The organism is Sporosarcina koreensis (assembly GCF_042655825.1).
In the GTDB taxonomy this organism is placed as follows: domain Bacteria; phylum Bacillota; class Bacilli; order Bacillales_A; family Planococcaceae; genus Sporosarcina; species Sporosarcina koreensis.
On record NZ_JBHSNP010000011.1, the window covers coordinates 626,547 to 652,610 of the forward strand.

Below are 26,064 nucleotides of genomic sequence, written 5' to 3' on the forward strand. Positions count from 1 at the left end.
AATTATGTCAACGCTTCGTAAGCTTCAGTCACCAATGCACTGAAAGCCGAATCATCATAAGGATTGACCGGATCTTTCTCTGATTGCAAGTGGAATAGGAACTCGATATTCCCTTCCCCGCCTGTTACTGGAGAAAAGGAGATGCCACGTAATGAAAATCCGTTCGATATGGATGAATCCGCTATCTTTCGCAAAACTTCCAAATGAACAGCTCTATCTTTCACAATCCCTTTTTTCCCTACTTTGTCTTTTCCCGCCTCGAATTGAGGTTTGACGAGGGCAACTACGTCACCGCCTTCAGAAATGATTCTTTTCAGCGGCGGCAATATCAAAGCAAGTGATATGAAAGAGACGTCAATTGTAGCTACTTGTGGCGCCCCATTCATGAAATGTTCGGGTACCGCATGCCTGAAGTTTGTTTTCTCCATGACGGTCACCCGCTCATCACTTCGTATTTTCCAGGCAAGCTGGTTTGTTCCAACGTCAAGTGCATAGCAATGCTTTGCACCGTTTTGCAATGCGCAATCAGTAAAGCCGCCCGTTGAAGAACCGATGTCCAAAACGATTTTATCTTCGACTGAGATATCGAAAACTTCAAGGGCTTTTTCTAGCTTCAAGCCGCCCCTACTCACGTATTTTAAAGCGGACCCTTTAACGGATAGCGGCGAGTCCACCCTGATCTTCTCGCCCGGCTTGTCCAATCTTGTTTCGGCAGAGAACACAATTCCCGCCATTATTGAACGTTTCGCCTGCTCCCTCGTCTCGACTAGACCTCTTTGGACAAGGAGAACATCGACGCGTTCTTTTGGTTGGCCGTTCGTCATACGATTTCCCTTTCAGCATGGGTCAAACCTTTTACAGCCAGTTCCATCGTCCTTACAACATTCTCCGCAGTAAAATCAATTTCTTCAAGTAATTTTTCGACACTGCCATGTTCGATGAATTCATCGGGAATGCCTATACGGCTAATGGAAACAGTTGAAGAAACATCATGCGCGTATTCAATGACTGCACTGCCAAACCCACCTGCCAATGCTGCTTCTTCCACTGTGACAATTGGTTTGCCGGTACTGAAAAGTTGATCGAGCATAGCGGTATCCAAAGGTTTGATGAACCTAGCGTTGACCACTTTTACATGAATGCCTTTTTCCGCAAGAGTTTCAGCTGCTTCGAGTGCCATCGGAATCGTCGTTCCGAACGTCAAAATTGTTCCGTCCCTACCTTCACGCAATACTTCCCAAGTACCGATAGGAATCGTTTTCAGTTTCTCGTCCATCACGACGCCCAGACCGTTTCCTCTTGGATATCTCATGGCGATTGGGCCATCATTGTACTCGATAGCCGTCTTTACCATGTGCTGTCCTTCGTTTTCGTCTTTTGGCATCATGATAACAAGATTTGGCATATGCCGTAAAAATGAAATGTCATACACACCATGATGGGTTTCGCCGTCTGCACCTACGAGTCCCGCACGATCGATGCCGATAAATACATTCAGCTTCTGCCTTGTAATATCGTGAAGCATCTGGTCATATGCCCGTTGAAGGAAAGTCGAGTAGATTGCCAAAAATGGTTTCATCCCTTGTGTTGCCAAGCCGGCAGCCATTGTAGTCGCATGCTGTTCAGCAATTCCTACATCAAAGAAACGCTCCGGGAATTCAGCTGCAAATGACTCCAATTTCGAACCTACAGGCATTGCTGGTGTAATTGCAGCAATACGCTTGTCTTCCCTCGCGAGTTTCCTTACAGTTTCAGCTACTAATCCACTCCATGATGGTGCTGTCGTCGGGGATTTCACAAAATCACCAGTTTCGATCTTATACGGACCCGTGCCGTGCCAAGTACCGATTTTGTCATTTTCCGCCGGTCGATAGCCTTTCCCCTTTTTCGTCAGGACATGAAGAAGGACCGGACCTTCAACCTTCTTGGCGTACTGGAGATTCCGTTCCAAGTCATTGAAATCATGGCCGTCAATAGGGCCTAAATAAGTAAATCCGAGCTCTTCGAAAAACACGCCGGAAACGAGCAGATATTTCAAGCTATCCTTTACCCGTTCAGCTGCCGCAGCCACTTTTCCGCCGACCGCCGGTATCTTTTTCAATATATATTCCAACTCGTCTTTAACGCTATTGTATTTACCGGCAGTCCTTAACTTGCCTAGGATATCATGCAGCGCACCGACGTTCGGAGCAATCGACATTTCATTATCATTTAAAATGACAATCATATTCGTCTTCAGATGACCGATATGATTCAATGCCTCCAACGCCATGCCGCCTGTCAGTGCACCGTCGCCGATGACCGGAATGACATGGTTTGAACCGCCCTGCATGTCTCTTGCAGCAGCCATTCCTAAAGCGGCGGACAGGGATGTTGAGCTATGTCCCGTCTCCCAGACATCATGCTCACTTTCCGACATTTTCGGGAAGCCGCTTAAGCCCTTGTATTGGCGGAGAGTCCCGAATTGACCGGCACGTCCTGTCAAAATCTTATGCACATAAGCTTGGTGCCCGACATCCCAAATAATCTTATCTTTAGGGCTGTCGAACAATTTATGCAAAACCATCGTCAATTCGACGACACCCAAGTTCGGACCGATATGACCACCTGTCACCGATAAATTTTCAATGAGAAATTTCCTGATTTCATTTGCCACTTCCGTCATTTGTTCTTTATCAAGTTTTTTTAGAAAAGACGGATTTGAAATTTTAGTGAGATCCACTTCTATCACACACCTTCATAAATTATTGCCGCGTAAGTCCAAGTAATGTTTTCATTATAACAAGAAGGCTCTACAATAGGAACTATTGGACCATTATCCGATCAAAGCTGTTTTCATACCAAAGGAATATCATGTATTTCTTTGGACGATATAATCGGCAAAAAGTTTTAACATGGAGTCTTCCTTCTCTAAAAAGGCGAGGCTCTCCACTGCATCGCGGTGATATCTATCCAGTTGCTGCTGGGCGCCTTCCAGCCCCAAAAGGGAAGGATACGTCGACTTGTCGCTGGCTGCATCGCTATTCGCTGTTTTTCCTAGCTGTTCGGTCGTTGACGTGACATCTAATATATCGTCCTTGATCTGGAATGCCAGCCCAATGTTTTTGGCGTATTTGCGAAGCTGTTCCAACTCATCATCCTGCGCATCGGAAAGGATAGCGCCCGCTTCAATACAGAATGATAATAAAGCGCCGGTTTTATGCAGATGCACCTCTTCAAGCTCCCGAAGCGATAAGGAAGCCGTTTCGCCTTCCATATCAAGGACTTGACCTCCGACCATGCCGCCCGCACCCGAGGCATCCGCCAAAGATGCGACCAATCTGATAACCTGCTCAGGTCTTGTGTGTTCCAACGAAGCCAATACCCCAAATGCTCTCGTCTGCAATGCATCTCCGCCAAGTACAGCTGTCGCTTCGCCGAATACTTTATGATTCGTCGGTTTCCCCCGTCTGAAATCATCATCGTCCATGCAAGGCAGATCGTCGTGGATGAGAGAGTATGTATGGATGAATTCCGCAGCACAAGCGACCTTCAATGCATCTTCTGAATGCTTGCCGAAATCAGCAAGGACCGCCAAGACAAGAAGCGGACGGATTCTTTTGCCGCCTGCATTCACAGAATAGAGCATGGACTCCTTTAATGAGGAAGGGGAAATCTCAGAGTTGATCAACCGATTCATTTCGGCTTCGATTAACGGCGCATTTTCTGAAATGAACGTCTCCAATCGTTTATCCATTCGAATCCCCTCCTTTGGATGGATCGAACGGAGCCGACTGTCCATTATTGTCTATTATTGAAATTAATTGTTTTTCCGCGTCCTGCAATTTCCCATGGCAATAAGCGGAAAGTTCCATTCCTTGCTTATATAATGTGATGGCGTCCTCTAAAGGAACGTCACCCGATTCCAATTTTTGCACAATGCCTTCCAACTTCGACATCGCTTCTTCAAATCGAAGTGTTTCCTCGCTCATTATTTTTCCTCCTCATCCTTCATCGTGATCGACTTGATTTCCGACTCTACTATACCGTCTTGCATCCTGACCTGCAGCGTCTCGCCAATCTCAAGCCCGATGATAGAGTTTGCGACAGTTCCATCTTTATAGGCAATTGAAAATCCGCGTTCCATGACTTCCAGCGGATTTAACGCTTTCAGCATTCTGATTGCTGAACCGAATTGTTCGGTCTTATTCCGCAGTTCACTTTGTATCGCCCTTGTCATTCTTTCGTTTACTAACTTGAGGTTTCGATCTTCTTCTTTAATCCGTTGCAAAGGTGAATAAAATGAAAGCATCCTGTCCAAGCGATTGTGCTCCGCTTTCCTGTTTGCAGTGAGCTCATTCCTGCTCCTGAGAAGCCGGTCATCCAATCCGCTCAACTTTTCCGTGAATGGCCGATAGAGCCTTTCAGGAAATTGCAACGGATAAGATTGCCGAAATGTTGTCAGACGTTTGCGTTCATGTTTGATTTGATTTGAAAGCGAGATATAAATCGAGCGCTTTCGTTCCAATATCCTCTCAAATAACTCTTCCCTTGAAGGCACTGCCAGTTCAGCAGCAGCAGTAGGGGTAGGTGCCCTCATATCGGCTACAAAATCTGCGATTGTCGTATCCGTTTCATGGCCGACGGCGCTAATTATTGGTATCCTGCAAGAAAAGATCGCCCTTGCAACCGCCTCTTCATTGAATGCCCAAAGATCCTCTATGGAACCGCCGCCCCGTCCGAGAATCAAAACGTCAATCGAACCATGTGATTCCGCAAGCTCCAATGCTCGTACGACAGAAGGCGCCGCCTGAGGTCCTTGCACGATTGCGGGGAATAGACAAATTTCGGCTAACGGATATCGCCGCTCTAGCGTGGAGCAGATATCCCGGATTGCAGCACCCGACTGGGCTGTGATGACGCCAATCTTCTGTGGCAAAGCGGGCAGCCGTTGTTTCCAACGCGCATCGAACAGCCCTTCTTTCGCAAGCGTCTTTTTCAATTGTTCATATGCGAGATATAACGCTCCAACGCCGTCCGGCTGCATCGATTGGACATATAGCTGATATTGGCCGCTTGATTCGTAAACATTCACGTCACCGGTGATCAGGACATTCATCCCTTCTTCAGGCTTGAACTTTAATGATCCGGCAGCGGAACGGAACATGGCGGACTGTATCCTGCTTTTATCGTCCTTCAATGTGAAATAAATATGTCCGCTTGGATGAATTTTCACATTGGAAAGCTCACCTTTCACAAATACATTTCTCAAATATGGATCGGCTTCAAATTTACGTTTTATGTATTTTGTCAATGAATGCACAGAGAGATACGCATTTTCACTCAATAACTTCACCCCCTAAGTTTCCGACGTATAGAAACGCTGTCTTTCCTTTGAAAAACAGCGTCGTCCTTCTTTTATTCAGCTTGGAGATCGCCTTTCTTGCAAGCCATCTCAGCGCTTTGCAATGTATTCTTGAGCAGCATCGTAATGGTCATCGGGCCGACACCGCCTGGAACAGGTGTAATTGCGGAAGCAACTGTCTTCGCCTTCTCAAAATCGACGTCTCCACATAATTTGCCATTTTCATCCCGGTTCATTCCGACGTCAATGACAATTGCACCGTCCTTTATATGTTCGTCCGTCACGAATTTCGCACGGCCAATGGCAACAATCAGGATATCTGCCTGCTTCGTGAACGATGGAAGGTCCTTCGTTCTTGAGTGGCAATACGTTACTGTAGCATCTTTTTGGAGCAGCAATTGACCCATCGGTTTTCCGACGATGTTACTTCTTCCGATGATAACAGCATGTTTACCTGCGATTTCAACGCCTGTACGATTCAGCATTTCCATAATTCCATGTGGGGTGCAAGGGAGGAACGTTTCTTGTCCGATCATCATCTTTCCGACACTTTGAGGATGGAAACCGTCTACGTCCTTGCGAGGATCGATTGCTTGAATGACAAGATCTTCATTGATATGTTTCGGCAAAGGTAGTTGGACTAAAATACCATGGATGGTCTCGTCTTTATTCAATTGATCTACATGAGACAATAATTCTTTTTCGGTCACAGTCGCCGGCAATCTGATCAACTCTGATTTCATGCCCGCTTCCACACTGGATTTTTCTTTATTCTTCACATATGTTTGTGATGCGGGATCTTCCCCAACAAGAATGACTGCAAGACCCGGTTTGCATCCGGAAGCTTCCAGAATGCTAACCCCTTCTTTGATTTCGCCTCTGAGTTCTTTGCCGATTGCCACACCATCTATTATTTTTGCTGTCATCCGATTTTCCTCCGCATTACAGTTTTATTTTTCTTCGAATTTCGAAAGGACGCCATTGACAAAGCGGCCCGATTTTTCATCTCCGAATTCTTTACATAGCTCAACAGCTTCGTTCAAAATGACTTTATGGGGTACATCTTCGTGATACAACAGCTCATAGACTGCCAATCTCAGGATCGTTCTTTCGATTTTCGGCAATCTGTCAAGCGACCATTTTTCAAGTTTACTTGCAAGTGCTTCATCCACTTCGTCCCGATGTTCAGTCGTCCCTTTTACGAGTGACTCGTAAAAAGGATCAATCGGCCGTTCCATTATATAGGGAATCGCTTCCTCAATCGACATTTCCGTATTATCCAATTGAAAAAGCGTTTGAACCGCCTTTTCACGTGCTTCTCTTCGTTTCATTCGTTTGTCTCCTCCACTACTGTGTCTCTTGGGCTTTATCATAGCATATTCAGGTGTCGAAGATATAGCAGGACAAGTTGAAAAGCACCATCCAATGGACGATGCTTTTCAGATCATTCAGATTCCGCATTCGTATCGAAATCGATGCCGGTTATATGAACATTTATTTCTTCGGTCTCAAGCGAAGTCATGTTATAGACAGCGTGACGGATCTGCCTTTGGATCTCTGTCGCTACAGTGGGTATCGAGTGGCCATATTGGACGACACAATAGACATCGATGACGAGTTTATCACCAGTCCAATCCGTCTTGACCCCTTTTCCATGGAACACCTTGCCGAACTTCTCCGCAACACCAGTTGCAAAGTTGCCTTTCGTCGTTGCGACGCCGTCGACTTCGTTCGTTGCAATGCCGATGATGACTTCAAGCACTTCAGGAGCCAATTGAACGCGGCCTAGAACCTCGTCACCTTTTGAACTCTTTCCTGCGAATGAAGGATTTGCCTTATCAGCCATTCCACTTCTCCTCCCTCTCATATGCATTTACTCTGACTTACTTCATGACTGTATATTTCTCAAGGAACTTCGTATCAAAATCGCCTGACTTGAACACTTCATGGTCCATCAAATTCAGATGGAAAGGAATCGTCGTATCGACCCCTTCAATAATGAATTCATCGAGTGCACGCTTCATTCTTGCTACAGCTTCCTCGCGTGTATCTGCATGGACGATTAGTTTCGCAACCATGGAATCATAGAACGGTGGAATCGAGTATCCCGTATACATCGCCGAATCGACCCTGACCCCGAATCCGCCCGGTGGCATATACATTGTCACTTTCCCGGGAGACGGCATGAAGTTCTTTGCGGGGTTTTCTGCATTGATGCGGCACTCGATCGCCCATCCGTTGATCTTAATATCCTTTTGACGGTAAGCAAGCTTTTCGCCTGCTGCGACTTTCAGTTGTTGCTGAATGAGATCGATACCGGTGATCATCTCGGTTACTGGATGTTCAACCTGGATTCGTGTATTCATTTCCATGAAGTAAAATTCATTGTTAATATGATCGAAAATGAACTCGACAGTCCCGGCCCCCCGATAGTTGACAGCTTCGGCGGCTTTAACTGCCGCTTCACCCATTCTTTCGCGCAGTTTCGGAGTAAGGGCAGGAGAAGGAGCTTCCTCTACGAGCTTTTGCATCCTTCTTTGAATGGAACAATCGCGTTCCCCCAAGTGGATCGTATTGCCATGCTTATCTGCAAGGACTTGCACTTCAACGTGCCTGAACTCTTCGATAAACTTTTCAAGATACACACCAGGATTGCCGAATGCTGCGGCAGCTTCCTTTTGCGTGATCTTGATGCCTTTGGCGAGTTCTTCTTCATTTCTGGCAACCCGGATTCCTTTACCGCCACCGCCGGCTGTCGCTTTGATAATGACCGGAAAACCGATCTCCTTCGCGACTTTCAAGCCTTCGATTTCATCCGCGACAATTCCATCTGATCCTGGGACAATTGGAACGCCCGCTTGCTTCATCGTTTCTCTTGCTACGTCTTTTGTTCCCATTCTGGAAATCGCGTCGGCAGTAGGTCCGATGAATTCAATATTCACTTCTTCACAAAGTTCTGCGAAGCTTGCATTTTCTGCGAGGAAACCATAACCCGGATGAATACCGTCACACCCGGTCAATTTGGCGATGCTGATGATATTGGAAAAATTCAAGTAGCTGTCTTTTGAAAGTTTCGGTCCGATGCAGTACGCTTCATCGGCAAGCTCTACATGAAGTGCTTCCCGGTCCGCTTCCGAATAAACGGCAACCGTTTGAATATCCAATTCCTTGCATGCACGGATGATTCTTACCGCAATTTCACCCCGGTTTGCTATTAATACTTTTTTCATTTTTGCATTCCCCCTCACTTCTGTTTGACAAGGAAGAGAGGCTGTCCATATTCGACCAATTGACCGTCTTCCACTAGGATCTCCACGATTTCTCCGGAAACTTCCGCTTCGATTTCATTGAAGAGCTTCATTGCTTCAACAATGCAAACGATTGAATCCGATTTTACGGAGTCGCCTTTTTGCACATAAGGATCTGCATCTGGCGATGAAGACTTGTAGAATGTGCCGACCATAGGCGATGTGATTTTATGCAAAGATGGATCGTTTTCTGCAGCTGAAGTACTTGCAGAAGGCTCTTGGCTCTCTTGCTTCGCTGGTGCTTCTTGCTCAGGCTGTTCTTTCTTCGTTTCTTGGACAGCAGGCTGAACATGCTGAACGGGTTCCTCTTTCTTTTGCTCAACTTGTACGGGGTGTTGAACGCCGTTTGCTTTTTCAAGCTTGATTTTTGTTCCTTCTGATTCGAATGTAAATTTTTCAATTGATGATTGATCGATTAATTTAATGATTTCACGGATTTCTTGAATTTTCAACATGACAATTCTCCTGACTCTTTTTTATTTACGAACCTCCTCCCTATTTTAGACGTTTTTCATGCATATTGAAATAGATATACTGTATTTGCTGTGAAATACGGCAAAATAAAAAGAAAAAGACCCATTTAGGGCCTCATTTAATCATTTTTCCATAAAGTCGACTTGGACAGTACGTGCATCTTCCCAGCTTGTTAAAATATATTGCGTAATTTCCGCCGCCATTTTTGTGGAATGGCCGCCGTCTTCCGAAATTACAGACACGCTCACTTTTCCGTTATCTTTACGGACGAACGCATCCGGATAGCCTAGCGCCTTTAATTGCGTTTCCATCAAGTCTTCAGCAGATGTGCGTTTGGTGAGTTCTGCCATTTCATCATATGCCGCGCTTTTTTCTTCCGCTGTTGTATCAGGAGATTGCACTTTAGTAAGCAATTGATCCTTCAAAGAACTTCTTTCATTTAGGACTTGCATTCTCATTTCCTCAAAAAGCATCGAGTCTGCATAGACGGTTTTCGTTTCGCCTTCATTCCCCGGTTTTGAAACGGTCACTGCATCGTTATCACCGAAAATCGCCATTCCATCTAAGGACATCGGTGTTTCCTTTTTCAAATAGTAGATTGAGATGACCGCAACAAGACTTAGTAAAGTCAAGAACCATACTGTACGTTTATTCGCTTTCAACATGTATCCCCCTTTTCATTTCTTCGACGACTATCCGATGTTCAGGCAATTGAAGAACCGTCGACAAGATTCGAGTCAATTCTTTTTTTGTTCTAGGATTGTCCGCCCCTTCTGCAATAACTAAAACCCCTTGGAGCGGATTCTTTTTTACCGATGAAGACCCGGTGCCCGAAAAATATCCGGATAATGGGCTTGGTTCTTCTTTTTGTTCGTAATGGAAGTGGATGTACACTTCCCCAACCCCTTCTATCTTCATCAATGCTTGTTCAAGTTGAGCTTCGTCCCGGCTCTCCTCCCCTTTCCCTTTCTCCCCTCCCATCGAACCAATCGTCGAATTGATGAAAATGATGAAGATCGCGAGCAGCGTCCCAATGAAGAGCATATGAATTTTTCGTTTTGGTTTTTGCATATGATCACCATTTCATCCCTTCAAGACGGATATGGTTCGTGTTATCTATGATGCATATTATGCTTGTTCAGAAGAGGCTATGACCAAAAAATCTCGTGATGGAATGAATGATCCAAATTCCCATCGCAATTTTTACGAGCGGCAGCAATTCCTCCTCCTTGTCATCAGGCAGCAATAATAATATTACGGAGGACAGGACAGTGATGAACAACACGCCTGTCAAAAACTCTAGCATACCAGCCATACCAGCCCTCATTTCACCGCAGTTATCAATTTGACGAGGATGACCGTAAACAGGGCAGTATAGATGAAAGCGAAAGCAACGAGGAAAGAGACTGCGCAAAGTACGAATAACGTCTTTCCGATATCATCGAGTATGCCTGTTATGTCTTCATCTGCGAATGGTTCGATAAGTGCGGCTGTCCACCGATATAAAAAACCTGTCAACAGCGTCTTTAACGTTGGCAAAAGGGCTACCGACCATATTGTGATGATGAGCCATGCCCCGATAAAAACACTCGCGCCTGATGAATAACGTCCGATTGCACCTAAACTATCAGTCATAAAAGAGCCGACGAGAGGAATATTTTGACTGATCAACTTTTTAATCGGTTCACTCGTTACACCCGTCAAAGCCCACGAAATCGTACCGCCTGCAGTGATGAAGATGGAATAGGCAGCAACGAGGGCGGAAACTAGGCCGATCAGTGTCCCCCTGAGCAAATCTGCCATCTTCGTAAATGGAACTGCTGGATGGAATCTTGAAACTATGTCGAACAGCATCGCTGCAGACAACATGGGAATGAGAATCTTGTCCGATAGAATAACAGCACCGTTTGCAAACAACAGCATGGCAGGCTGAAAGTTAAGCATGCTGAAGGAGCCGCCGGAGGCTATGATGCTAGCCGTCAATAACGGATAAATCGAAATGAACATTGTTGCAACCGTTTGTGTGATGGATCGTATCATTTGCAGATGCTCATAGGCAGGGTAAAGGACGACTGTAAGAACGATGAAAAACAGGAAGGTTCTCGTCCACCTGCTGAATGAAGGAAAAAGGAAATCGAGCACCAACGCCATGAAAGTTGAAATGATGACAATAATGAAACTGGAGAGGACTGTCCCGATTACGGATTCTAGCATAGGCATCATGGATTCTTCATCCGATCATTTAATGATAAATTTGGAGAGCGTGTCGAGCAGCATTGACAGCTGTGGGAGCCAGAGCGATAGTATTGCAATTTTAATAGCCAAATGAGCAACCGTTGCAATGGATTCATACCCTGCTTCGGAAACGTGCTTTGCAATCAATTCGGAGAAATAAAACAAAAAGACGCTTCCGATCAAAAGCTTCGCATAGGATCCCGGCAACGGTTCGAACAGATGAATGAAGGTTTTTCCAAATGGTATGATGATTGTCATACCGACATACGACAGAAAGAAGATGAAGATAGCTGCGTAAATGATGGGCTGCAAGCTCTTGGAAGCGAAGGACACAATTAGCAGAAGGAGGTAGATGACGACCAGTTGGAAAAGCGTAACCATTAAAATGCCAAGGAAAGCCATTGAAAGAACTCGGCAATTTCCGAAAAGAAAATTCTAAGGAAACGGAGCATTTCGGCGGCAATGTAAATGTAGGCTACAAAGAAAAGGAAAAACGAGAACTCCTTCTTACCGGTCTGTTCAAAAAAGACATGTAGAAAGCCGATGACCAGCCCAATTCCGGCAATTCGCAATAAATCATTCAATTCCAATTCGGGGTCCCCCTTCATGAACAACTTATGAAAGGGTCAGGGGAAATATGATGGAGTTATTATGAGAAAAAAGGATTTTCAACACACAAAAAAACACCCCGTTCCCCCATTTGGAGGTTCGGAGTGTTCATTAACACATTATGCTCTAGAAACGTATTCGCCTTCTTCTGTGTTGATGATCAATTTGTCGCCAACGTTGACGAAGAATGGAACTTGGACGACGAGGCCAGTTTCCAATGTAGCCGGCTTCGAACCGCCGCTTGCCGTATCGCCTTTGATGCCCGGCTCAGTTTCAGTCACTTCGAGAGTGACAGTAACAGGCAGTTCCACACCGAGGATTTCGCCTTTGAAGGAAACGATATGGATTTCCATATTTTCTCTCAAATAGTTCAGTTCCTCTTCGATTTGTGCTGAAGGCAACTCGATCTGCTCGTAAGATTCGTTGTCCATGAATACATGATCATCGCCGTTTGCATATAAGTATTGCATACGACGGTTGTCAATTTGCGCTTTTTCAACTTTCTCACCTGCACGGAATGTCTTTTCATTCACATTTCCTGTGCGCAGATTACGTAGTTTTGAACGGACGAATGCTGCACCTTTTCCTGGCTTTACGTGTTGGAAATCGATGATGCGCCAGATGTCCCCTTCAAATTCAATTGTAAGCCCTGTTTTAAATTCGTTTACAGAAATCATGCTTTTTCCTCCATTGTGTTCGTTATAGGATGATTAATTCTTTTGGTGAATGCGTCAAACGGACATTGCCGTCTTCCGTGATCAGTATATCATCCTCGATGCGGACACCGCCGATTCCAGGCAAATAGATGCCCGGTTCAACAGTGACAGCCATATTCGGTTCAAGAACCGTTTCAGAACGGAATGATAATCCAGGCCCCTCATGCACTTCCAAGCCGATTCCATGGCCAGTCGAGTGTCCGAAAGCTTCCCCATATCCTTTAGATTTGATGTAGTCACGGGCAATTGCATCTGCTTCTATTCCAGTCATACCCGGTTTGATCTTTTCTAAAGCCAGTTCTTGTGCTGCAAGTGTCACTTCGTAAATCTCTCTCATTTTTTCGGAAGGTTCACCTACCGCGACTGTACGGGTGATGTCCGAAATATATCCATTGTAGAGTGCCCCGAAATCCAATGTGACCATCTCACCGGTTTGGATCACTTTGTCTGAAGCGACACCATGCGGCAATGCGCCGCGTTCCCCTGAAGCTACAATTATATCGAAAGAAGAGGAAGTCGCTCCTTGTTTTCTCATGAACATTTCGAGTTCGTTGGATACTTCAAGCTCCGTAACGCCCGGTTTGATGAAAGTGCAAATATGCGCAAATGCATCATCCGCTATTTTCGCAGCTTGTTTCAGAACTTCGATTTCATCAGCTGACTTCACCATACGCAGCTTTTCGACGATGCCGGATACCGCCTTCAGTTCCGCATCCACTTTGTCATTATATAATTCGTACGTGCCAAATGAAACATTATCTTTTTCGAAGCCTAATGTTTTTATTTTCATCTGTTCCACTTGGTTTGCGACTTCTTCAATGATCGTTTTTTCATGCTTGACGATGCGAAAGCCTTTCACTTGCTCTGCAGCCTGTTCCGTATAGCGGAAATCGGTGATGAATACTGCATCCTCAGCTGAAACAACAGCTACCCCTGCACTTCCTGTAAATCCGGTCAGATAACGTCTGTTATATGGATTCGTCACCAATAATGCATCCAATCCGTGTTCTTTCAATGCTTCCCTCAATTTTGCCAGTTTCATAGCTTAACCCCTTTTCTGCGGAGAAGGAAAGCCCGGAGTGCAAGCTCATAACCGCCTGTGCCAAAACCGGACAATTGTCCGATGCACACCGGCGCGAGCATTGAAGTTTGTCTGAACGGTTCCCGACTATGTATATTCGAAATATGAACTTCTATGACCGGAACATCGACGGAAGCGATTGCATCCCGTAATGCAACACTTGTGTGTGTATAAGCTCCGGGATTGAAAATGATACCGTCACAGCCTGTATCATCGGCTTCATGGATTTTATCGATCAATGCGCCCTCTACATTCGACTGGTAAAAAGAAATGTCAACGAGCTCCTCTTTAGCAATAGCGTGTAGATGGTCTTCAACATCCGATAACGTTTCTGCGCCATAGATTCCAGGTTCCCTTTTGCCTAGACGATTCAAATTCGGTCCATTCAGAACAAGCAGTCTCACAGCCACACCATTCCCCTCACCATTTTCTTCCCCATTTTATCATATCGTTCCAATGGCGCAACCTATTTATAGTCGTCTATCGAAAGTTTCTTCATATAAACTGCGGTCCCAGTGATGAATCTGCTGACGATGGCGATGATTGAAAAGAAGGGAATGGACAATTTCTTGACACCTTCCGTAAAGGTATGTGGCGAATAGATGATCCATTCGATTGCAACAGCCACAATAATGCTGACGACGATAGCAGTAACCGCCGGCGGGATATTCGCCGTGGCGCTCGACAGCCCATAGAATAGACCAAAAACAATAAAGAGGATGATGAATAGGACTGCCCATTTCCATCCGTCATTAGAGGATCCGAATAATAGCCATCTTTTGCCCCAACCGACAGGCGACCAGTTAATGAAATTGAAAAAATGCAGGAACTTTAGAGCTCCCAATGTGAATAAAGTTGCGACGAGTGTCGTCCAAAGCATAGTTTTATTAAACACTTCTACCCCTCCTTACAATAAGTGTCGGGAGATAGGGTATTTTTTAAACCTTTATGGTGGAGTCGACAACTAATTTTTTGTACAATATTAAGATAAGTTATTTGTTATAATGTTATTGAGTAAATCATATTTTAAATTTTTTCATTTGATAAGAGAAGGTGTTGGGTACCCATGACTAAAAAACAGCAACCGCCGACATACGGTGGGCAGGCGCTCATCGAAGGCGTTATGTTCGGCAGCAGAAACCATACTGTGACAGCCATCCGGCGCAAAGACGATTCCCTCGATTATTTCTATGTTCCAAAAGAGCAGAAGCCTTTTTCCATGAAATTGAAAAAGATACCTTTTGTGCGTGGAATTGTCGCTTTAATCGAATCGGCAGGTATCGGATCCCGGCACTTGACGTTTGCGAATGACCGTTATGATGTGATGCCAGGTGAGGAAGTGCAAGAGAATGGCGAAGAAACTTCCAAGCTGGCCATGGTCATCGGTGTCGCAGCTGTCGGCGTTCTTTCATTCTTGTTCGGCAAGTTTGCATTTACGCTTGTGCCTGTCTTTTTGGCGCAAATGCTAGATTTCATCGCCCCCGGAAAGACGGCACAGATCTTGCTGGAGAGCTTTTTCAAACTTACATTATTACTGTTGTACATTTCCCTCATTTCCATGACGCCGTTGATTAAACGTGTTTTCAAATATCATGGAGCCGAGCATAAAGTGATCAACGCTTTTGAAAACGGGCTTCCGCTTACCGTTGAAAATGTTCAAGCGCAGTCCCGCCTGCATTACCGATGCGGAAGCAGCTTCTTGCTCTTTACGGTCATTGTAGGGATGTTCATCTACTTCCTAGTTCCGACAGATCCGCTTTGGTTGAGGATTGTTAACCGGATTCTATTGATTCCCGTTGTCATCGGCATTTCTTTTGAAGTGTTACAGTTTACGAACAGCCTTCGTAATATCCCTGTTTTAAAGTATTTGGGTTATCCGGGGTTATGGCTGCAATTGCTGACAACGAAGGAACCAGAAGATAAACAGGTGGAAGTGGCGATTGCTTCGTTCAATAAGCTGCTTGAAATTGAAGAGCAAGGAATTGAAAACGTCGATATTTTGAAGTCGACTGACACTAAGGTACAAGATTCGACAGTTCCTGCAAATTATTAAAAAGAGGCTGTCCAAGAAAGTCGAAACGACTTTCTGGGCAGCCTTTTTATTGTGATTTGACGGGTCTCAAGTAACGAGATTAGCATAAATGTCGGAGATTGCGCCATAACTATGTCAAACTCGAGCAAAATCTGCTGGAAATCGAGCAAAATACCCGCCAACTCGAGCAATTTCATTTTAAAACTTGAGTATAACATCTCGTGCGCGCTTGAAGCGCCTGATAATCCGTCTTAACCGCCTAATGCAACAACGATACCGCCTGAAAGCTCTTCAGAACCACCTGAACGTATGGCTTACTGTCCGCTCATGTGTTTTTCCTTGAACATCTCGACCCACTTCATATCGATTGGCCCATTAAGAACTTTGTAATATGAAGGATTATTATAAGACATCAGCCTGTTCTTATAAATGGAGGCACCTGTCCCCTTGTCATTTGAATAAATCATGAAACTAAATCCTTTTTCCCCTGTAACATTCCTATCCCACTCAGCGTCCCATTCAGAATCACTCATCTTTTTTACTCGATACTGGCTAAGAAATTCCATTAACTCCTCAACAGGTTCCATCTCTTCCGTTCGCCAATCGGGGAACATGAATACCAGCGCATTGTAATTTGAAGCCTGGTAAATAAATAATTCGTCCAACCCCTTTTCCCTATGGTCGTCATATACATTCCACGAAAACAACAGCACGACACCGATGATTCCGATCATGTGAAACGGCATCGGTATTTTTAGCACAAGTAACCTTGCAGTCAAAAATGCAGCTGGAATGACGATCAAAATGATACCAAGGATTCCGAACAAGTCTGGTATAATGCTCTCGTAAATCCACCGATCCCATACAAAAGCAAAGATCTTAAAGTAAAACAAGAAAAGTAGGACTGCCCAGAAGAATAATACAAACTTGCCCTTTGTTGTGTCCATTTCAGCTCCCCCAAGGTCTTTTTGTTAACCAAGCACCTTATTCTTACGTAGTAATTTCACCGGTGATCAAACCTTTAATAAACAACTCTAAAGAAGAAGCAACCCACATTCTGCTATCATCTTCGTGATTCCATACATAAATATCCTCAGTTTGAATACTACCATTTAAGATTCTGTATCCAAATAGATCTCCACAGCCGTTATCCGAAAAAAATAGCAAGTGATCAAATGGCATGTAAATATCCTTGTAGTCTTTGAAATTCCTGAAAAACGAATTATCCTTTACTATTTGTGAAGTTGACCATATTAAAGGGAAGTTGAAACTATCAAACACTCCATTTGTTTCACTAAATAATTCTAATAACTTTTTGGGTAATTCGACGCTAAGTACCTCATTAATTTGAGTGATTTCTCTGTTAGATGCTGGTTGTTTGAATGAATATTCTTTTGATATTGCGCTAATATAATCCTTCCACATTCATATAGCACATCCTTTACGGCAAGTAGTATTCCAATTTATCTGAAATTATTCTATTTGTGGAATATCAATGAATTCTTTTGAAAATTATTATACCACTAATTCACACAATCTTTTTATAAATAATCTGAAAACAGAAAAAAGGTGAAGAAAAACAAATGTTTTTCCTCACCTTTGATATATTACAGACGGACCGTCAGTTTTTGATTATAGACCACATTTCAACTGGGCATTACAGTTCGTGCATGTGTTGCAACCGCCCATTTCTTCAACAGTACCCTGTCTACATACTGGGCATGTATCGCCGACTTCTGAACCGATTGTGACGTTGGTTGAGCGCAAGTCCTGGATCGTATTCACGAGAACGACTTTTCGTTGCTCCACAGTCTCTTCTACATAATCAGAGTCCATCTCGTTCTCTTCAGCTTTCAGTGTAAGCACTTGCGAGTCACGGCTACCATCGACATACACAGTGCCGCCTTTCGCTCCGCCTTTATACAGACGCTCGTAGACGCTTTCCACCTGCTCGACTGTGTAGCCGCGAGGTGCGTTTACTGTTTTAGAAATCGAGCTGTCAATCCAGCGCTGGATGATGCATTGTACGTCTGCATGTGCTTCCGGTGCAAAGCTCATTGATGAAATGAACCATTCAGGAAGGTTGTCCGGATCAGCTTCCGGATTATTTTGCAAGTATTCCTCAACGATACCCGCTTTTACCTCGATGAATTTCCCGAGACGTCCACTGCGGTAATACGTAAAGGAGAAATAAGGTTCAAGTCCAGTAGAAACTCCAACCATTGTTCCAGTACTCACTTTTGTTACTCTCCATATCAAGGAGGGTGGGATTATTAGTACCCACTCCATATGTCGCCATATGGGTCAGACTATATCATCAACCAAAAGAAATCGGTTGTTAGGCGTTTAGTCGTTGAGGGGTCAGCCATGACTTCCCTGCGGATTGTCTGCACCTTTTGATTTTTACCTTATCGTACTGGCGAAGTACAGGTACAAAAGGATACTCAGAGTTTCCCGCATATAGCCCAATTTGCACGTTGCAATTACTTGCAACGGGGGCAATTCATTTACCCGTCGGAGCAACAGTTAGTAGATGTGAGTTTCTGATACCGTGTTCCAAGATAGCTTCACGGATATCTTCCGGCATCTTCTTCATGAAACCTGTGTTGATGAATGCTTCACGAAGCATTTTTGTCTCCTCGTCAGTTTTGCCGATAAGGAATGGGAAGCTTCCCTTCTCTTTCGCGAGCTCGATCGATTCGCGGTAAGCCGTTGTCGCAATCGTTTCGAACACTTTGTCTACAAGCTCGTTTCCTTCTTCTGAGCCATATTCTTTTTCACAGTAGATCAGAAGGTCGGCAAGTCCCATGACGCCAAGTCCTACACGGCGTTCACCGAGGGCTTGTACTTTATTTTCCTCAAGGAAATAAGGTGTCGCGTCGATGACGTTGTCCTGCATGCGGACTCCGACACGGACTGTTTCTTTCAATTTATCGTAGTTCACTGTTTTTGTTTCTTTATCAGCAAATTCAGCAAGGTTTACAGCAGCAAGGTTACAAACCGAATATGGTGCTAATGGTTGTTCCAATTTTGTTATCCTGAAGGCTTTTTATCCTTCAGTTCTTACAGTTCATTTTCCTGTAAGTTCAGCATACATTTTGACTGTATAAAACAGCCTTGCGGTCTCGTGCCTGGGTTATAGTCTGCTTAACATCGTGTAAGCAGGATCACCAGGTATGCGTTGCCCCTGACTGAAGCTTTACCTTCAGCCTTCGGTTCGGATTGGCATTCTCAGCTTCCCCGCTTCATCCCGCAATTTTTAACGTGAGGCGAAGTCCACCACACGGGTTTGTAGCTACGACTTGCTGGCCGTAAGCTTTAGCGTTCGTTTCGTTATTCGCATTGTCAATAAAGAAGATGCCTGGCTCTGCAGAGTACGTTGCACAAATATTAATGAGATCCCATAGTGCGCGTGCTTTGATCGTCCGGTAAACACGGATTTCATAGCCAAGACGTTCCCATTCACGAACATCTCCGACTTTATGCCACTCCTCATTATAAGCAGCCATTTCTTCTGGAGAATATTTCTCGACTGCAGGGAAACGAAGCTCATAAACCGCATCTTGCTCGACTGCTTTCATGAAATCATCTGTCAGCGTTACGGAAATATTTGCTCCAGTGAGGAACTCTGGATTGTGTACGGAATATGTTCCACCGTCACGTAGTTTCGTTTCAGCATCTTTCAAGATCGCTTCGTTGAAACCGCCCATACCAGGGATGCTGCGATAGTTGAGAATTCCTTGGTACATTGCTTCCTCTTGTGCAGTGAGCGGTTTGAATTTCAGTTTTTCATTTGCGAGCTTCTTAATCATTTCGTCTTCTGTGTTTTCTAGAAGATAACGCAGTATCCTTGGATTTTGCATTTTTGAAATGATGAATTCGCAAATGTCAGGGTGCCACCTAAATACCGTCCTTTTCAGGATATTTCTCTGCAAGAAGCAGACGGAGTAGACTATATCATCACCCTCAGCTTTATCTGTTAGGGGTCGGGCGCTTCGGGAAGAACTGTACTTCCCTACTCTACTTACATTCAATGTGAATGTTTTCGATAGTCGTTGAACCTTCACCTTATACGGTGCTTGGCTGCGGATTGTCCAATGCCATTAATTTTTAAGCATTCACGCCCATCGTTTCCGATCACGTTGTAGCTTAATGGCCTCTAAGGAGTTCTTCGCAATTCACCCGATTTTCTAGTCATCCATTGTCTGGACGACGCGGACTAGCATTGTTACAAACTGTTCTTCTCTTCCGTAAGTTTCTTCGTGACATGGCTTACACAAGGTAATTCCGTTTGCAGTATCAAACTGGATTTCTGGATATTTTTTCTTTGGGTAAATGTGGTGCGCCGCAATATCTCTTGACTGAGAATAACACCCCGGCATTTTACACCTATATCCATCTCTTTTATAAACTTTTAATCTCCAGCTTTTATATTAGGCAGAGTCAGTAATTCTATCTGGGATAACTCGATTTTCTACAAGATACTTTTTAAAGCAAACTTGATCGCAGAAGTTGTTTTGGGATTTTTTAAAAGAAGATAAAACCAATTCTATTTCCATTTGACAATAGGTACACTTTGACAAAACTCTTTTCTTTTGACGTGATTGACGAATTTTCTCCAAGGATTCCTCGCTATGTTTTTTCCCTCTTCGTGGCTCGCCTTTGTCAATATCACTATGACCTCTTACTGGCAAACCAAAATGTATGATGCGACTTAAAATAGTGATATAGCTAACACCAAGTTCATTGGCGATAACTGTGTATCCCTTTTCGAGCATCATGTATTGATTGTATAACCAGTCCCGATCGTCATATGGTTCAGATGTGAGCTTTATTGGTTTTTTACGTATCCCATATCTTCTAAGTCTGCCTCTAATTTGATCTTTTGTTAATTGAGTCTCCAAAGATATTTGATTAACTGTTGCTCCTTCTACTACATAACGTTGATAAAGATACTCTTGTGTAAGTCTCATACACAACGCCTCCAATAGAACATTTGTTTCTATTATAGAGGTTTTGTATATTAATTGGAAGCAAGAACATTATCAATATTTTTAATCCGCTAGCATAATCATCTGAGCTCCGCGTCTCGATCCACCTTGTTCGACAAGATGTGTCAATTTCGCAATGTCATCAAGCCATGAGACCGAACCGGATGATTTTCCGTTGACGCCTCTAGCTAATGTGTTGCGCGGTCGTAATGTGGAACCGTTCGTTCCGACACCGCCGCCACGGCTCATGATTTCCATCACTTGTTTACGGTGATCGGAGATGCCTTCGCGGGAATCAGCCACGAACGGCATGACGTAACAGTTGAAAAATGTCACTTCTGTATCAGATCCAGCCCCGTACAAGACACGGCCCGCTGGAATGAAATTCATCTTGGAGAGTTGTCCATAAAACTGATCAAATGATTTCTTTCGCTGCTCTTCCGTCTTTTCAACAGAAGCAAGCCCTGTTGCATTCCGTTTTGCAATCTGTTCGTAGAACACTTCAAGCGGCTTTTCGATCACATCGATCGGCCTTGTAATGATGCCTGTTTCCTGATTTTCAGGGTTGTCGATCGCACTGCGATATTCTTTTTCAATCCAAATATCCGCTGTTCGATTCTTTTCATCAAGCGCTGTGATGAACCCCAGCCCCCTTGCCGGGAACTTCGGATCCTCCTTGACTGTCAAAACGACGAAATCACCGACTTTCAGTGTTTTCTTTTCAGTATCTTTGAAAGAATACCTGTCAATCATGACGAGCCTTGAAACACCGCTGTGTTCGATTTTCATATCTTCTGTAATTGGATGCACTTGCGGGAATTCGACAATATCCTCATTCAACCGCGCCTTATCCAGAATTGGTTCCTGATGCTTTGAAACAAGTACCATTAACGCATCCTCCCTCTGGTATATTTTTATAAACACAACATGTTGTGTTTAATCTATTCCCTAATCTACTACATATTGAAACCTGCCGCAATAATAAGATTCCGAATCTAAAAATCAAAAAGTTGATATTATGCGGTTCATCATAAAAAATGATCCGAAAGAGCCAGTCTTATTTTTTAAACGTCCAGTCTTTGTTCGCATATTTCCTTTGTTCTATTTCTTCGACATACAGCAGTTGCTCTTCTGTAAGTTCCATCGGCTGAAGAACAATATCCAAAGCTGTTTGGAAGCCTTTCGCGAAAGCTTCTATACATTCATCCACAGAAATTTCACGATCGGTCAGTCGATCGATGGCGACCGCTTTTTCCGGTAGGGCATCGCGCATCCGTTGCCGAATTTCTTCTGATGGGAACTTGAATAACGAGACGAGCTTGTCCTCGTCCAAACTTAATAGAATAGCTCCGTGCTGTAAAATTACACCTTTCTGCCGGGTTTGGGCACTTCCCGCCACCTTCTTCCCTTCAACGACGAGTTCATACCAGCTAGGTGCATCGAAACAAACAGCGCTTTTCGGCTTTTTCAGCCCTTCGCTTTGTTCCTTCGATACAGGTACAGAAAACTCCGCATGCAGACCGAGATTTCGGAAGCCTTCTAACAGACCACCGGAGATGACCCGATAAGCCTCTGTAACAGTTTCCGGCATTCCGGGATATTCTTCTGTAACGATGACGCTATATGTAAGTTCATGTTCATGCAGGACTCCTCTGCCGCCTGTAGGGCGACGCACGAATCCGAGACCGTGCTTCTCGACCGCATCCATATCGATTTCCTTTTCAACGCTTTGAAAATACCCGATCGACAAGGTTGCCGGATCCCACTCATAAAAACGCAGCACAGGACCGATCTCGCCTCTGCTATGCCATTCCAAAAGAGCTTCATCCAGCGCCATATTGTATGATGGAGAACATTTTCCTGAATTGATAAAACTCCAAACCGTCTTCCCCAATTCATCTACCCCCTTACCCGCAATGCATATCATTTTATCATTCCCATTGAACAAGCGCTACTCATTCTTTATAATGGAACTATAGAAAGAAAGGGGAAAAGTGGTTGTGGATTATTATATTCTTGGAGCAGTTATACTCGCCATCATTTTGTATTTCGTCATTATGATGTTTCGTGTCAAAAAAGCAGTTACAAATTTAACGCAGGAGCAATTCATCGAAGGATACCGAAAAGCGCAATTGATCGATGTGCGTGAACCGAAGGAATTCGAGGCGGGACATATTTTAGGTGCCCGCAACATCCCATATTCACAGTTCCGTCAGCGCTTCAAAGAGATCCGTCCGGACAAGCCGGTCTATCTTTATGATCAGAATGGCGGTAAAAGCTCACGAGCCGCTTTGTTTTTGAAGAAACGGGACTATAGCCAGCTCTATCAATTGCAAGGTGGATTCCGCACTTGGACAGGCAAAGTGAAAAGTAAATAATTAGCTGTAATAGATAAAGGAGAGACCCGGTTAAAGGGCCTCTCCTTTCTTTATTCTCTATCAAGCATTCACAAGCTCTTCTTCCTTTGTATACCTCAACACAGGTTGACGAGCCGCCTTCGTCTCATCAAGACGGTTGATTACCGTCGTATGAGGCGCTTCCTGAACGATTTCAGGATTCTCCTCTGCTTCCTTCGCGATTTGGATCATCGTATCGATGAAGGAATCAAGCGTCTCCTTCGATTCCGTTTCCGTCGGCTCGATCATGATCGCCTCTTCAACATTCAGAGGGAAATAGATCGTAGGCGGATGGAATCCGAAGTCGAGCAGGCGTTTCGCCATATCCAGCGTCCGTACGCCCAATTTCTTCTGACGACGGCCTGATAATACGAACTCATGCTTACAGTGCTGCGTGTAAGGCAGGTCGAAATAAGGCTCGAGTCTGCGCATCATATAGTTCGCATTCAACACCGCGTTCTCCGTGACAGCTTTCAAGCCATCCGGACCCATTGAACGGATATATGTGTATGCGCGCAAATAGATGCCGAAGTTGCCGTAGAAAGGCTTGACGCGCCCGATTGATTGAGGAACGTTATATTCGAATGTATAGCGGTCATCCTCTTTGACAAGGATCGGTTTCGGCAAGAACGGAGCCAATTCCTTCGTTACCCCGACAGGACCTGATCCTGGGCCGCCGCCGCCGTGAGGGCCTGTAAATGTCTTATGCAAATTCAAGTGGACCGCATCAAAGCCCATGTCCCCTGGACGCGCTTTTGCCATGACGGCATTCAAGTTTGCACCGTCATAATATAATTTTCCGCCTACACCGTGAACGATTCCAGCCATTTCAAGGATGTCTTCTTCAAAAAGACCTAATGTATTCGGATTTGTCAACATAAGAGCCGCCGTATCCGGACCGACCTTCGATTTTAAGTCTTCGATATCGACAAGACCGAATTCATTGGATTTAACTGTAACGGTATCAAAGCCTGCAACTGTAGCGGAAGCAGGGTTTGTACCGTGCGCGGAATCCGGCACGAGTACTTTCGTACGGTGAGACTCCCCGTTCGCTTCATGGAATGCACGGATCATCATAAGGGCAGTCCATTCTCCGTGTGCACCTGCAGCCGGTTGAAGCGTCACTTCATCCATTCCCGTGATTTCTTCAAGGTGTTCCTGCAGGTCATACATCATTTCCATTGCACCTTGGACAGTTGATTCATCCTGCAACGGATGGATGTTTGCAAATCCAGGGAATCTTGCCACTGCTTCATTAATTTTCGGATTATACTTCATCGTACAGGATCCAAGTGGATAAAAGCCTGTGTCAACTCCATGGTTTCGATTGGATAATGCTGTATAATGGCGCATAATATCCAGCTCGGAAACTTCAGGAAGCTCAGGAGATTCATTTCTGAGAAGACCTTCCGGCAAATGGCTTGAAAGATCAATTTCAGGAACGTCTAGCTCAGGCAAGCTGTAGCCGATGCGGCCTGCCTTTGTAATTTCAAAAATGAGCGGTTGGTTATCTTTATGCATGAAGGGCCTCCATTTCCTGCACAAGTGCATCGATTTCTTCTTTCGTACGCTGTTCAGTCACGGCAATCAAAACATGGTTGGAAAGTTCAGGGTACGTCAATCCAAGATCGTATCCGCCAATGAATCCTTTTTCAAGAAGCTTGGCATTCACTTCTTTCACCGGTTTCTTAAGTGCTACTACAATTTCATTGAAATGAGCTCCGCCGTATTTCACTTCGAATCCAGCTTTCTCAAACACGCTTTTCGCATATGCTGTTTTGGCTATGTTTTGGTATGCAATTTCCTTCGTACCCGCTTTTCCTAACGCTGTCATCGCAACCGAAGCTGCAAGGGCATTCAATGCTTGGTTCGAACAAATATTGGATGTCGCTTTGTCGCGTCGGATATGTTGTTCACGAGCTTGAAGCGTCAGTACGTATCCGCGTCTGCCTTCGCCGTCAGTAGTTTCCCCTACCAATCTTCCCGGCATTTTCCTCATCAGCTTTTTCGTAGTTGCAAAGTATCCGCAATGCGGTCCGCCGAATTGTTCGGAAATGCCGAACGGTTGCGCATCTCCCACAGTGATATCTGCGCCCAATTTGCCTGGCGGTGTCAATACACCTAGAGCAAGCGGGTTCGCCGATACGACTAGCAAGCCGCCTTTGTCATGAGCGATATCCCCGATTTTTTGAAGGTCTTCCACTTGTCCGAAGAAGTTCGGGTATTGGACAAGAACTGCCGCTGTATTATCATCGAACAACTCCTCAAGCGAAGCCAAATCCGTCACACCATCTTTATGAGGGATTGTTACAACATCGATAAATTGACCTGCCGCATAAGACGCCACTACGTCACGCGCTTCAGGATGTACCGTTTCGGAAACGAGGATTTTTGTGCGGCGTGTATGACCTGCCGCCATCGTCCCTGCTTCTGCTAGAGAAGTACCGCCGTCATACATCGATGAGTTGGCAATGTCCATTCCCGTCAATTCACAGATCATCGTTTGGAATTCAAAGATAGCCTGCAATTCACCTTGGGAAATTTCCGGCTGATACGGTGTATAAGCTGTATAGAATTCAGAGCGCGAAATGACATGATCGACGATGATCGGCTTATAGTGATCGTACACACCTGCTCCTAAGAAAGATGCATATGTGCGCGCATCCGCGTTTTTCGCTGCTAGCTGAGCAAGCTCCTTCGTCAAAGCGGACTCCGATTTCGCTGGTTTAATATTCAATTCACCTTTAAAACGGACTTTTTCCGGAATATCTTCAAAAAGCTCATCAACCGTTGCAATTCCGATTGCCGATAGCATTTCTTCCCGATCCGTCTCCGTCATAGGAATATAACGATGCTTCATATCAACATGTCTCCTCTT

29 protein-coding genes and 4 pseudogenes are annotated in these 26,064 nt (G+C 44.6%); 2 read left to right on the forward strand and 31 right to left on the reverse strand.

Translation table 11 applies throughout. The annotated features are described in order from the left end of the window. Positions 1 to 2: 2 nt before the first annotated feature. The 20 genes from ACFPTP_RS09740 to ACFPTP_RS09835 all read right to left on the reverse strand — a co-directional run bounded on the left by ACFPTP_RS09740 (position 3) and on the right by ACFPTP_RS09835 (position 14,662). The gene (locus ACFPTP_RS09740; protein ID WP_381444067.1) at positions 3 to 824 is read right to left on the reverse strand and encodes a TlyA family RNA methyltransferase; all 822 of its coding nucleotides are present in this window, start codon (positions 822 to 824) and stop codon (positions 3 to 5) included. After that, entirely contained in the window at positions 821 to 2,722 is a 1,902-nt protein-coding gene (gene dxs / locus ACFPTP_RS09745; RefSeq protein ID WP_381444070.1) for a 1-deoxy-D-xylulose-5-phosphate synthase, read from the reverse strand. The genes ACFPTP_RS09740 and dxs overlap by 4 nt, the downstream gene beginning before the upstream one ends. Before the next feature lie 129 nt (positions 2,723 to 2,851). Next, on the reverse strand, positions 2,852 to 3,736 hold the full coding sequence (locus tag ACFPTP_RS09750) for a polyprenyl synthetase family protein (RefSeq protein WP_381444072.1): 885 nt from the start codon (positions 3,734 to 3,736) through the stop codon (positions 2,852 to 2,854). Beyond that, positions 3,729 to 3,971, reverse strand: coding sequence for an exodeoxyribonuclease VII small subunit (locus ACFPTP_RS09755; RefSeq protein ID WP_381444076.1), 243 nt, complete (start codon positions 3,969 to 3,971; stop codon positions 3,729 to 3,731). The genes ACFPTP_RS09750 and ACFPTP_RS09755 overlap by 8 nt, the downstream gene beginning before the upstream one ends. Next, complete coding sequence (gene xseA / locus ACFPTP_RS09760) at positions 3,971 to 5,326, reverse strand: exodeoxyribonuclease VII large subunit (protein WP_381444079.1); 1,356 nt, start codon at positions 5,324 to 5,326, stop codon at positions 3,971 to 3,973. The genes ACFPTP_RS09755 and xseA overlap by 1 nt, the downstream gene beginning before the upstream one ends. Before the next feature lie 71 nt (positions 5,327 to 5,397). Further along, positions 5,398 to 6,270: a bifunctional methylenetetrahydrofolate dehydrogenase/methenyltetrahydrofolate cyclohydrolase FolD gene (gene folD, locus ACFPTP_RS09765; protein ID WP_381444081.1), complete on the reverse strand. Its 873-nt coding sequence runs from the start codon at positions 6,268 to 6,270 to the stop codon at positions 5,398 to 5,400. 24 nt (positions 6,271 to 6,294) lie between these two features. Further along, entirely contained in the window at positions 6,295 to 6,675 is a 381-nt protein-coding gene (gene nusB, locus ACFPTP_RS09770) for a transcription antitermination factor NusB (protein ID WP_381444084.1), read from the reverse strand. Positions 6,676 to 6,788: 113 nt separating this feature from the next. Continuing rightward, entirely contained in the window at positions 6,789 to 7,190 is a 402-nt protein-coding gene (locus tag ACFPTP_RS09775) for an Asp23/Gls24 family envelope stress response protein (protein WP_381444088.1), read from the reverse strand. Positions 7,191 to 7,227: 37 nt separating this feature from the next. Further along, positions 7,228 to 8,574: an acetyl-CoA carboxylase biotin carboxylase subunit gene (accC, locus tag ACFPTP_RS09780; protein ID WP_381444092.1), complete on the reverse strand. Its 1,347-nt coding sequence runs from the start codon at positions 8,572 to 8,574 to the stop codon at positions 7,228 to 7,230. Between the two features lie 14 nt (positions 8,575 to 8,588). Continuing rightward, positions 8,589 to 9,107: an acetyl-CoA carboxylase biotin carboxyl carrier protein gene (gene accB, locus ACFPTP_RS09785; RefSeq protein ID WP_381444094.1), complete on the reverse strand. Its 519-nt coding sequence runs from the start codon at positions 9,105 to 9,107 to the stop codon at positions 8,589 to 8,591. Between the two features lie 141 nt (positions 9,108 to 9,248). Next, positions 9,249 to 9,788 carry a SpoIIIAH-like family protein gene (locus ACFPTP_RS09790; protein WP_381444097.1) on the reverse strand — a complete coding sequence of 180 codons (540 nt, stop codon included), beginning with the start codon at positions 9,786 to 9,788 and terminating at the stop codon, positions 9,249 to 9,251. After that, positions 9,775 to 10,197 (reverse strand): hypothetical protein, encoded by a 423-nt coding sequence (locus ACFPTP_RS09795; RefSeq protein WP_381444099.1) that lies wholly within the window; start codon positions 10,195 to 10,197, stop codon positions 9,775 to 9,777. The genes ACFPTP_RS09790 and ACFPTP_RS09795 overlap by 14 nt, the downstream gene beginning before the upstream one ends. Positions 10,198 to 10,264: 67 nt before the next feature. Next, positions 10,265 to 10,441 carry a hypothetical protein gene (locus ACFPTP_RS09800; protein WP_381444102.1) on the reverse strand — a complete coding sequence of 59 codons (177 nt, stop codon included), beginning with the start codon at positions 10,439 to 10,441 and terminating at the stop codon, positions 10,265 to 10,267. An 8-nt stretch (positions 10,442 to 10,449) separates the two neighbouring features. Then, complete coding sequence (locus ACFPTP_RS09805) at positions 10,450 to 11,349, reverse strand: stage III sporulation protein AE (RefSeq protein ID WP_381444104.1); 900 nt, start codon at positions 11,347 to 11,349, stop codon at positions 10,450 to 10,452. A 15-nt stretch (positions 11,350 to 11,364) separates the two neighbouring features. Then, positions 11,365 to 11,763, reverse strand: coding sequence for a SpoIIIAC/SpoIIIAD family protein (locus tag ACFPTP_RS09810; protein ID WP_381444106.1), 399 nt, complete (start codon positions 11,761 to 11,763; stop codon positions 11,365 to 11,367). After that, the gene (locus ACFPTP_RS09815; RefSeq protein WP_060209461.1) at positions 11,742 to 11,951 is read right to left on the reverse strand and encodes a SpoIIIAC/SpoIIIAD family protein; all 210 of its coding nucleotides are present in this window, start codon (positions 11,949 to 11,951) and stop codon (positions 11,742 to 11,744) included. Before ACFPTP_RS09815 ends, ACFPTP_RS09810 begins: the two co-directional genes overlap by 22 nt. Before the next feature lie 138 nt (positions 11,952 to 12,089). Next, the gene (efp, locus tag ACFPTP_RS09820) at positions 12,090 to 12,647 is read right to left on the reverse strand and encodes an elongation factor P (RefSeq protein WP_381444109.1); all 558 of its coding nucleotides are present in this window, start codon (positions 12,645 to 12,647) and stop codon (positions 12,090 to 12,092) included. A gap of 22 nt (positions 12,648 to 12,669) precedes the next feature. After that, positions 12,670 to 13,728 carry a M24 family metallopeptidase gene (locus ACFPTP_RS09825; protein ID WP_381444111.1) on the reverse strand — a complete coding sequence of 353 codons (1,059 nt, stop codon included), beginning with the start codon at positions 13,726 to 13,728 and terminating at the stop codon, positions 12,670 to 12,672. Then, on the reverse strand, positions 13,725 to 14,171 hold the full coding sequence (gene aroQ / locus ACFPTP_RS09830; RefSeq protein ID WP_381444242.1) for a type II 3-dehydroquinate dehydratase: 447 nt from the start codon (positions 14,169 to 14,171) through the stop codon (positions 13,725 to 13,727). Before aroQ ends, ACFPTP_RS09825 begins: the two co-directional genes overlap by 4 nt. 62 nt (positions 14,172 to 14,233) lie before the next feature. After that, the gene (locus ACFPTP_RS09835) at positions 14,234 to 14,662 is read right to left on the reverse strand and encodes a hypothetical protein (RefSeq protein ID WP_381444113.1); all 429 of its coding nucleotides are present in this window, start codon (positions 14,660 to 14,662) and stop codon (positions 14,234 to 14,236) included. Between the two features lie 171 nt (positions 14,663 to 14,833). On the opposite strand from ACFPTP_RS09835, the gene ACFPTP_RS09840 reads away from it, so the two are divergent. Further along, complete coding sequence (locus tag ACFPTP_RS09840) at positions 14,834 to 15,820, forward strand: DUF1385 domain-containing protein (RefSeq protein WP_381444115.1); 987 nt, start codon at positions 14,834 to 14,836, stop codon at positions 15,818 to 15,820. 293 nt (positions 15,821 to 16,113) lie between these two features. Here ACFPTP_RS09840 and ACFPTP_RS09845 read toward each other — a convergent pair whose 3' ends face one another. The 9 genes and pseudogenes from ACFPTP_RS09845 to ACFPTP_RS09885 all read right to left on the reverse strand — a co-directional run bounded on the left by ACFPTP_RS09845 (position 16,114) and on the right by ACFPTP_RS09885 (position 22,684). Continuing rightward, a complete protein-coding gene (locus ACFPTP_RS09845) occupies positions 16,114 to 16,746 on the reverse strand; it encodes a hypothetical protein (RefSeq protein WP_381444118.1) in 633 nt (210 codons plus the stop codon). A gap of 43 nt (positions 16,747 to 16,789) precedes the next feature. Continuing rightward, a complete protein-coding gene (locus ACFPTP_RS09850) occupies positions 16,790 to 17,224 on the reverse strand; it encodes an SMI1/KNR4 family protein (protein WP_381444122.1) in 435 nt (144 codons plus the stop codon). A gap of 207 nt (positions 17,225 to 17,431) precedes the next feature. Further along, positions 17,432 to 18,034: pseudogene (locus ACFPTP_RS09855) on the reverse strand (vitamin B12-dependent ribonucleotide reductase); the annotation flags it as partial. A 268-nt stretch (positions 18,035 to 18,302) separates the two neighbouring features. Beyond that, positions 18,303 to 18,824: pseudogene (locus ACFPTP_RS09860) on the reverse strand (vitamin B12-dependent ribonucleotide reductase); the annotation flags it as partial. A 253-nt stretch (positions 18,825 to 19,077) separates the two neighbouring features. Next, positions 19,078 to 19,698, reverse strand: a pseudogene (locus ACFPTP_RS09865) (vitamin B12-dependent ribonucleotide reductase); the annotation flags it as partial. A 291-nt stretch (positions 19,699 to 19,989) separates the two neighbouring features. Further along, on the reverse strand, positions 19,990 to 20,181 hold the full coding sequence (locus tag ACFPTP_RS09870; protein WP_381444125.1) for an HNH endonuclease: 192 nt from the start codon (positions 20,179 to 20,181) through the stop codon (positions 19,990 to 19,992). A 51-nt stretch (positions 20,182 to 20,232) separates the two neighbouring features. Beyond that, positions 20,233 to 20,772, reverse strand: coding sequence for a hypothetical protein (locus ACFPTP_RS09875; protein WP_381444128.1), 540 nt, complete (start codon positions 20,770 to 20,772; stop codon positions 20,233 to 20,235). Positions 20,773 to 20,856: 84 nt separating this feature from the next. Further along, positions 20,857 to 21,678 (reverse strand): annotated as a pseudogene (locus ACFPTP_RS09880) (ribonucleotide reductase N-terminal alpha domain-containing protein); the annotation flags it as partial. Between the two features lie 169 nt (positions 21,679 to 21,847). Continuing rightward, on the reverse strand, positions 21,848 to 22,684 hold the full coding sequence (locus ACFPTP_RS09885; RefSeq protein ID WP_381444133.1) for a lipoate--protein ligase family protein: 837 nt from the start codon (positions 22,682 to 22,684) through the stop codon (positions 21,848 to 21,850). A gap of 106 nt (positions 22,685 to 22,790) precedes the next feature. Between ACFPTP_RS09885 and ACFPTP_RS09890 the strand changes: the two genes are divergently transcribed. After that, a complete protein-coding gene (locus ACFPTP_RS09890; RefSeq protein WP_381444136.1) occupies positions 22,791 to 23,168 on the forward strand; it encodes a rhodanese-like domain-containing protein in 378 nt (125 codons plus the stop codon). A 60-nt stretch (positions 23,169 to 23,228) separates the two neighbouring features. Here ACFPTP_RS09890 and gcvPB read toward each other — a convergent pair whose 3' ends face one another. Both gcvPB and gcvPA read right to left on the reverse strand, forming a co-directional pair. Next, positions 23,229 to 24,707 carry an aminomethyl-transferring glycine dehydrogenase subunit GcvPB gene (gene gcvPB / locus ACFPTP_RS09895; RefSeq protein ID WP_381444138.1) on the reverse strand — a complete coding sequence of 493 codons (1,479 nt, stop codon included), beginning with the start codon at positions 24,705 to 24,707 and terminating at the stop codon, positions 23,229 to 23,231. After that, positions 24,700 to 26,046, reverse strand: a complete 1,347-nt coding sequence (gcvPA, locus tag ACFPTP_RS09900) for an aminomethyl-transferring glycine dehydrogenase subunit GcvPA (protein ID WP_381444140.1) — start codon at positions 26,044 to 26,046, stop codon at positions 24,700 to 24,702. Before gcvPA ends, gcvPB begins: the two co-directional genes overlap by 8 nt. Positions 26,047 to 26,064 lie beyond the last annotated feature (18 nt).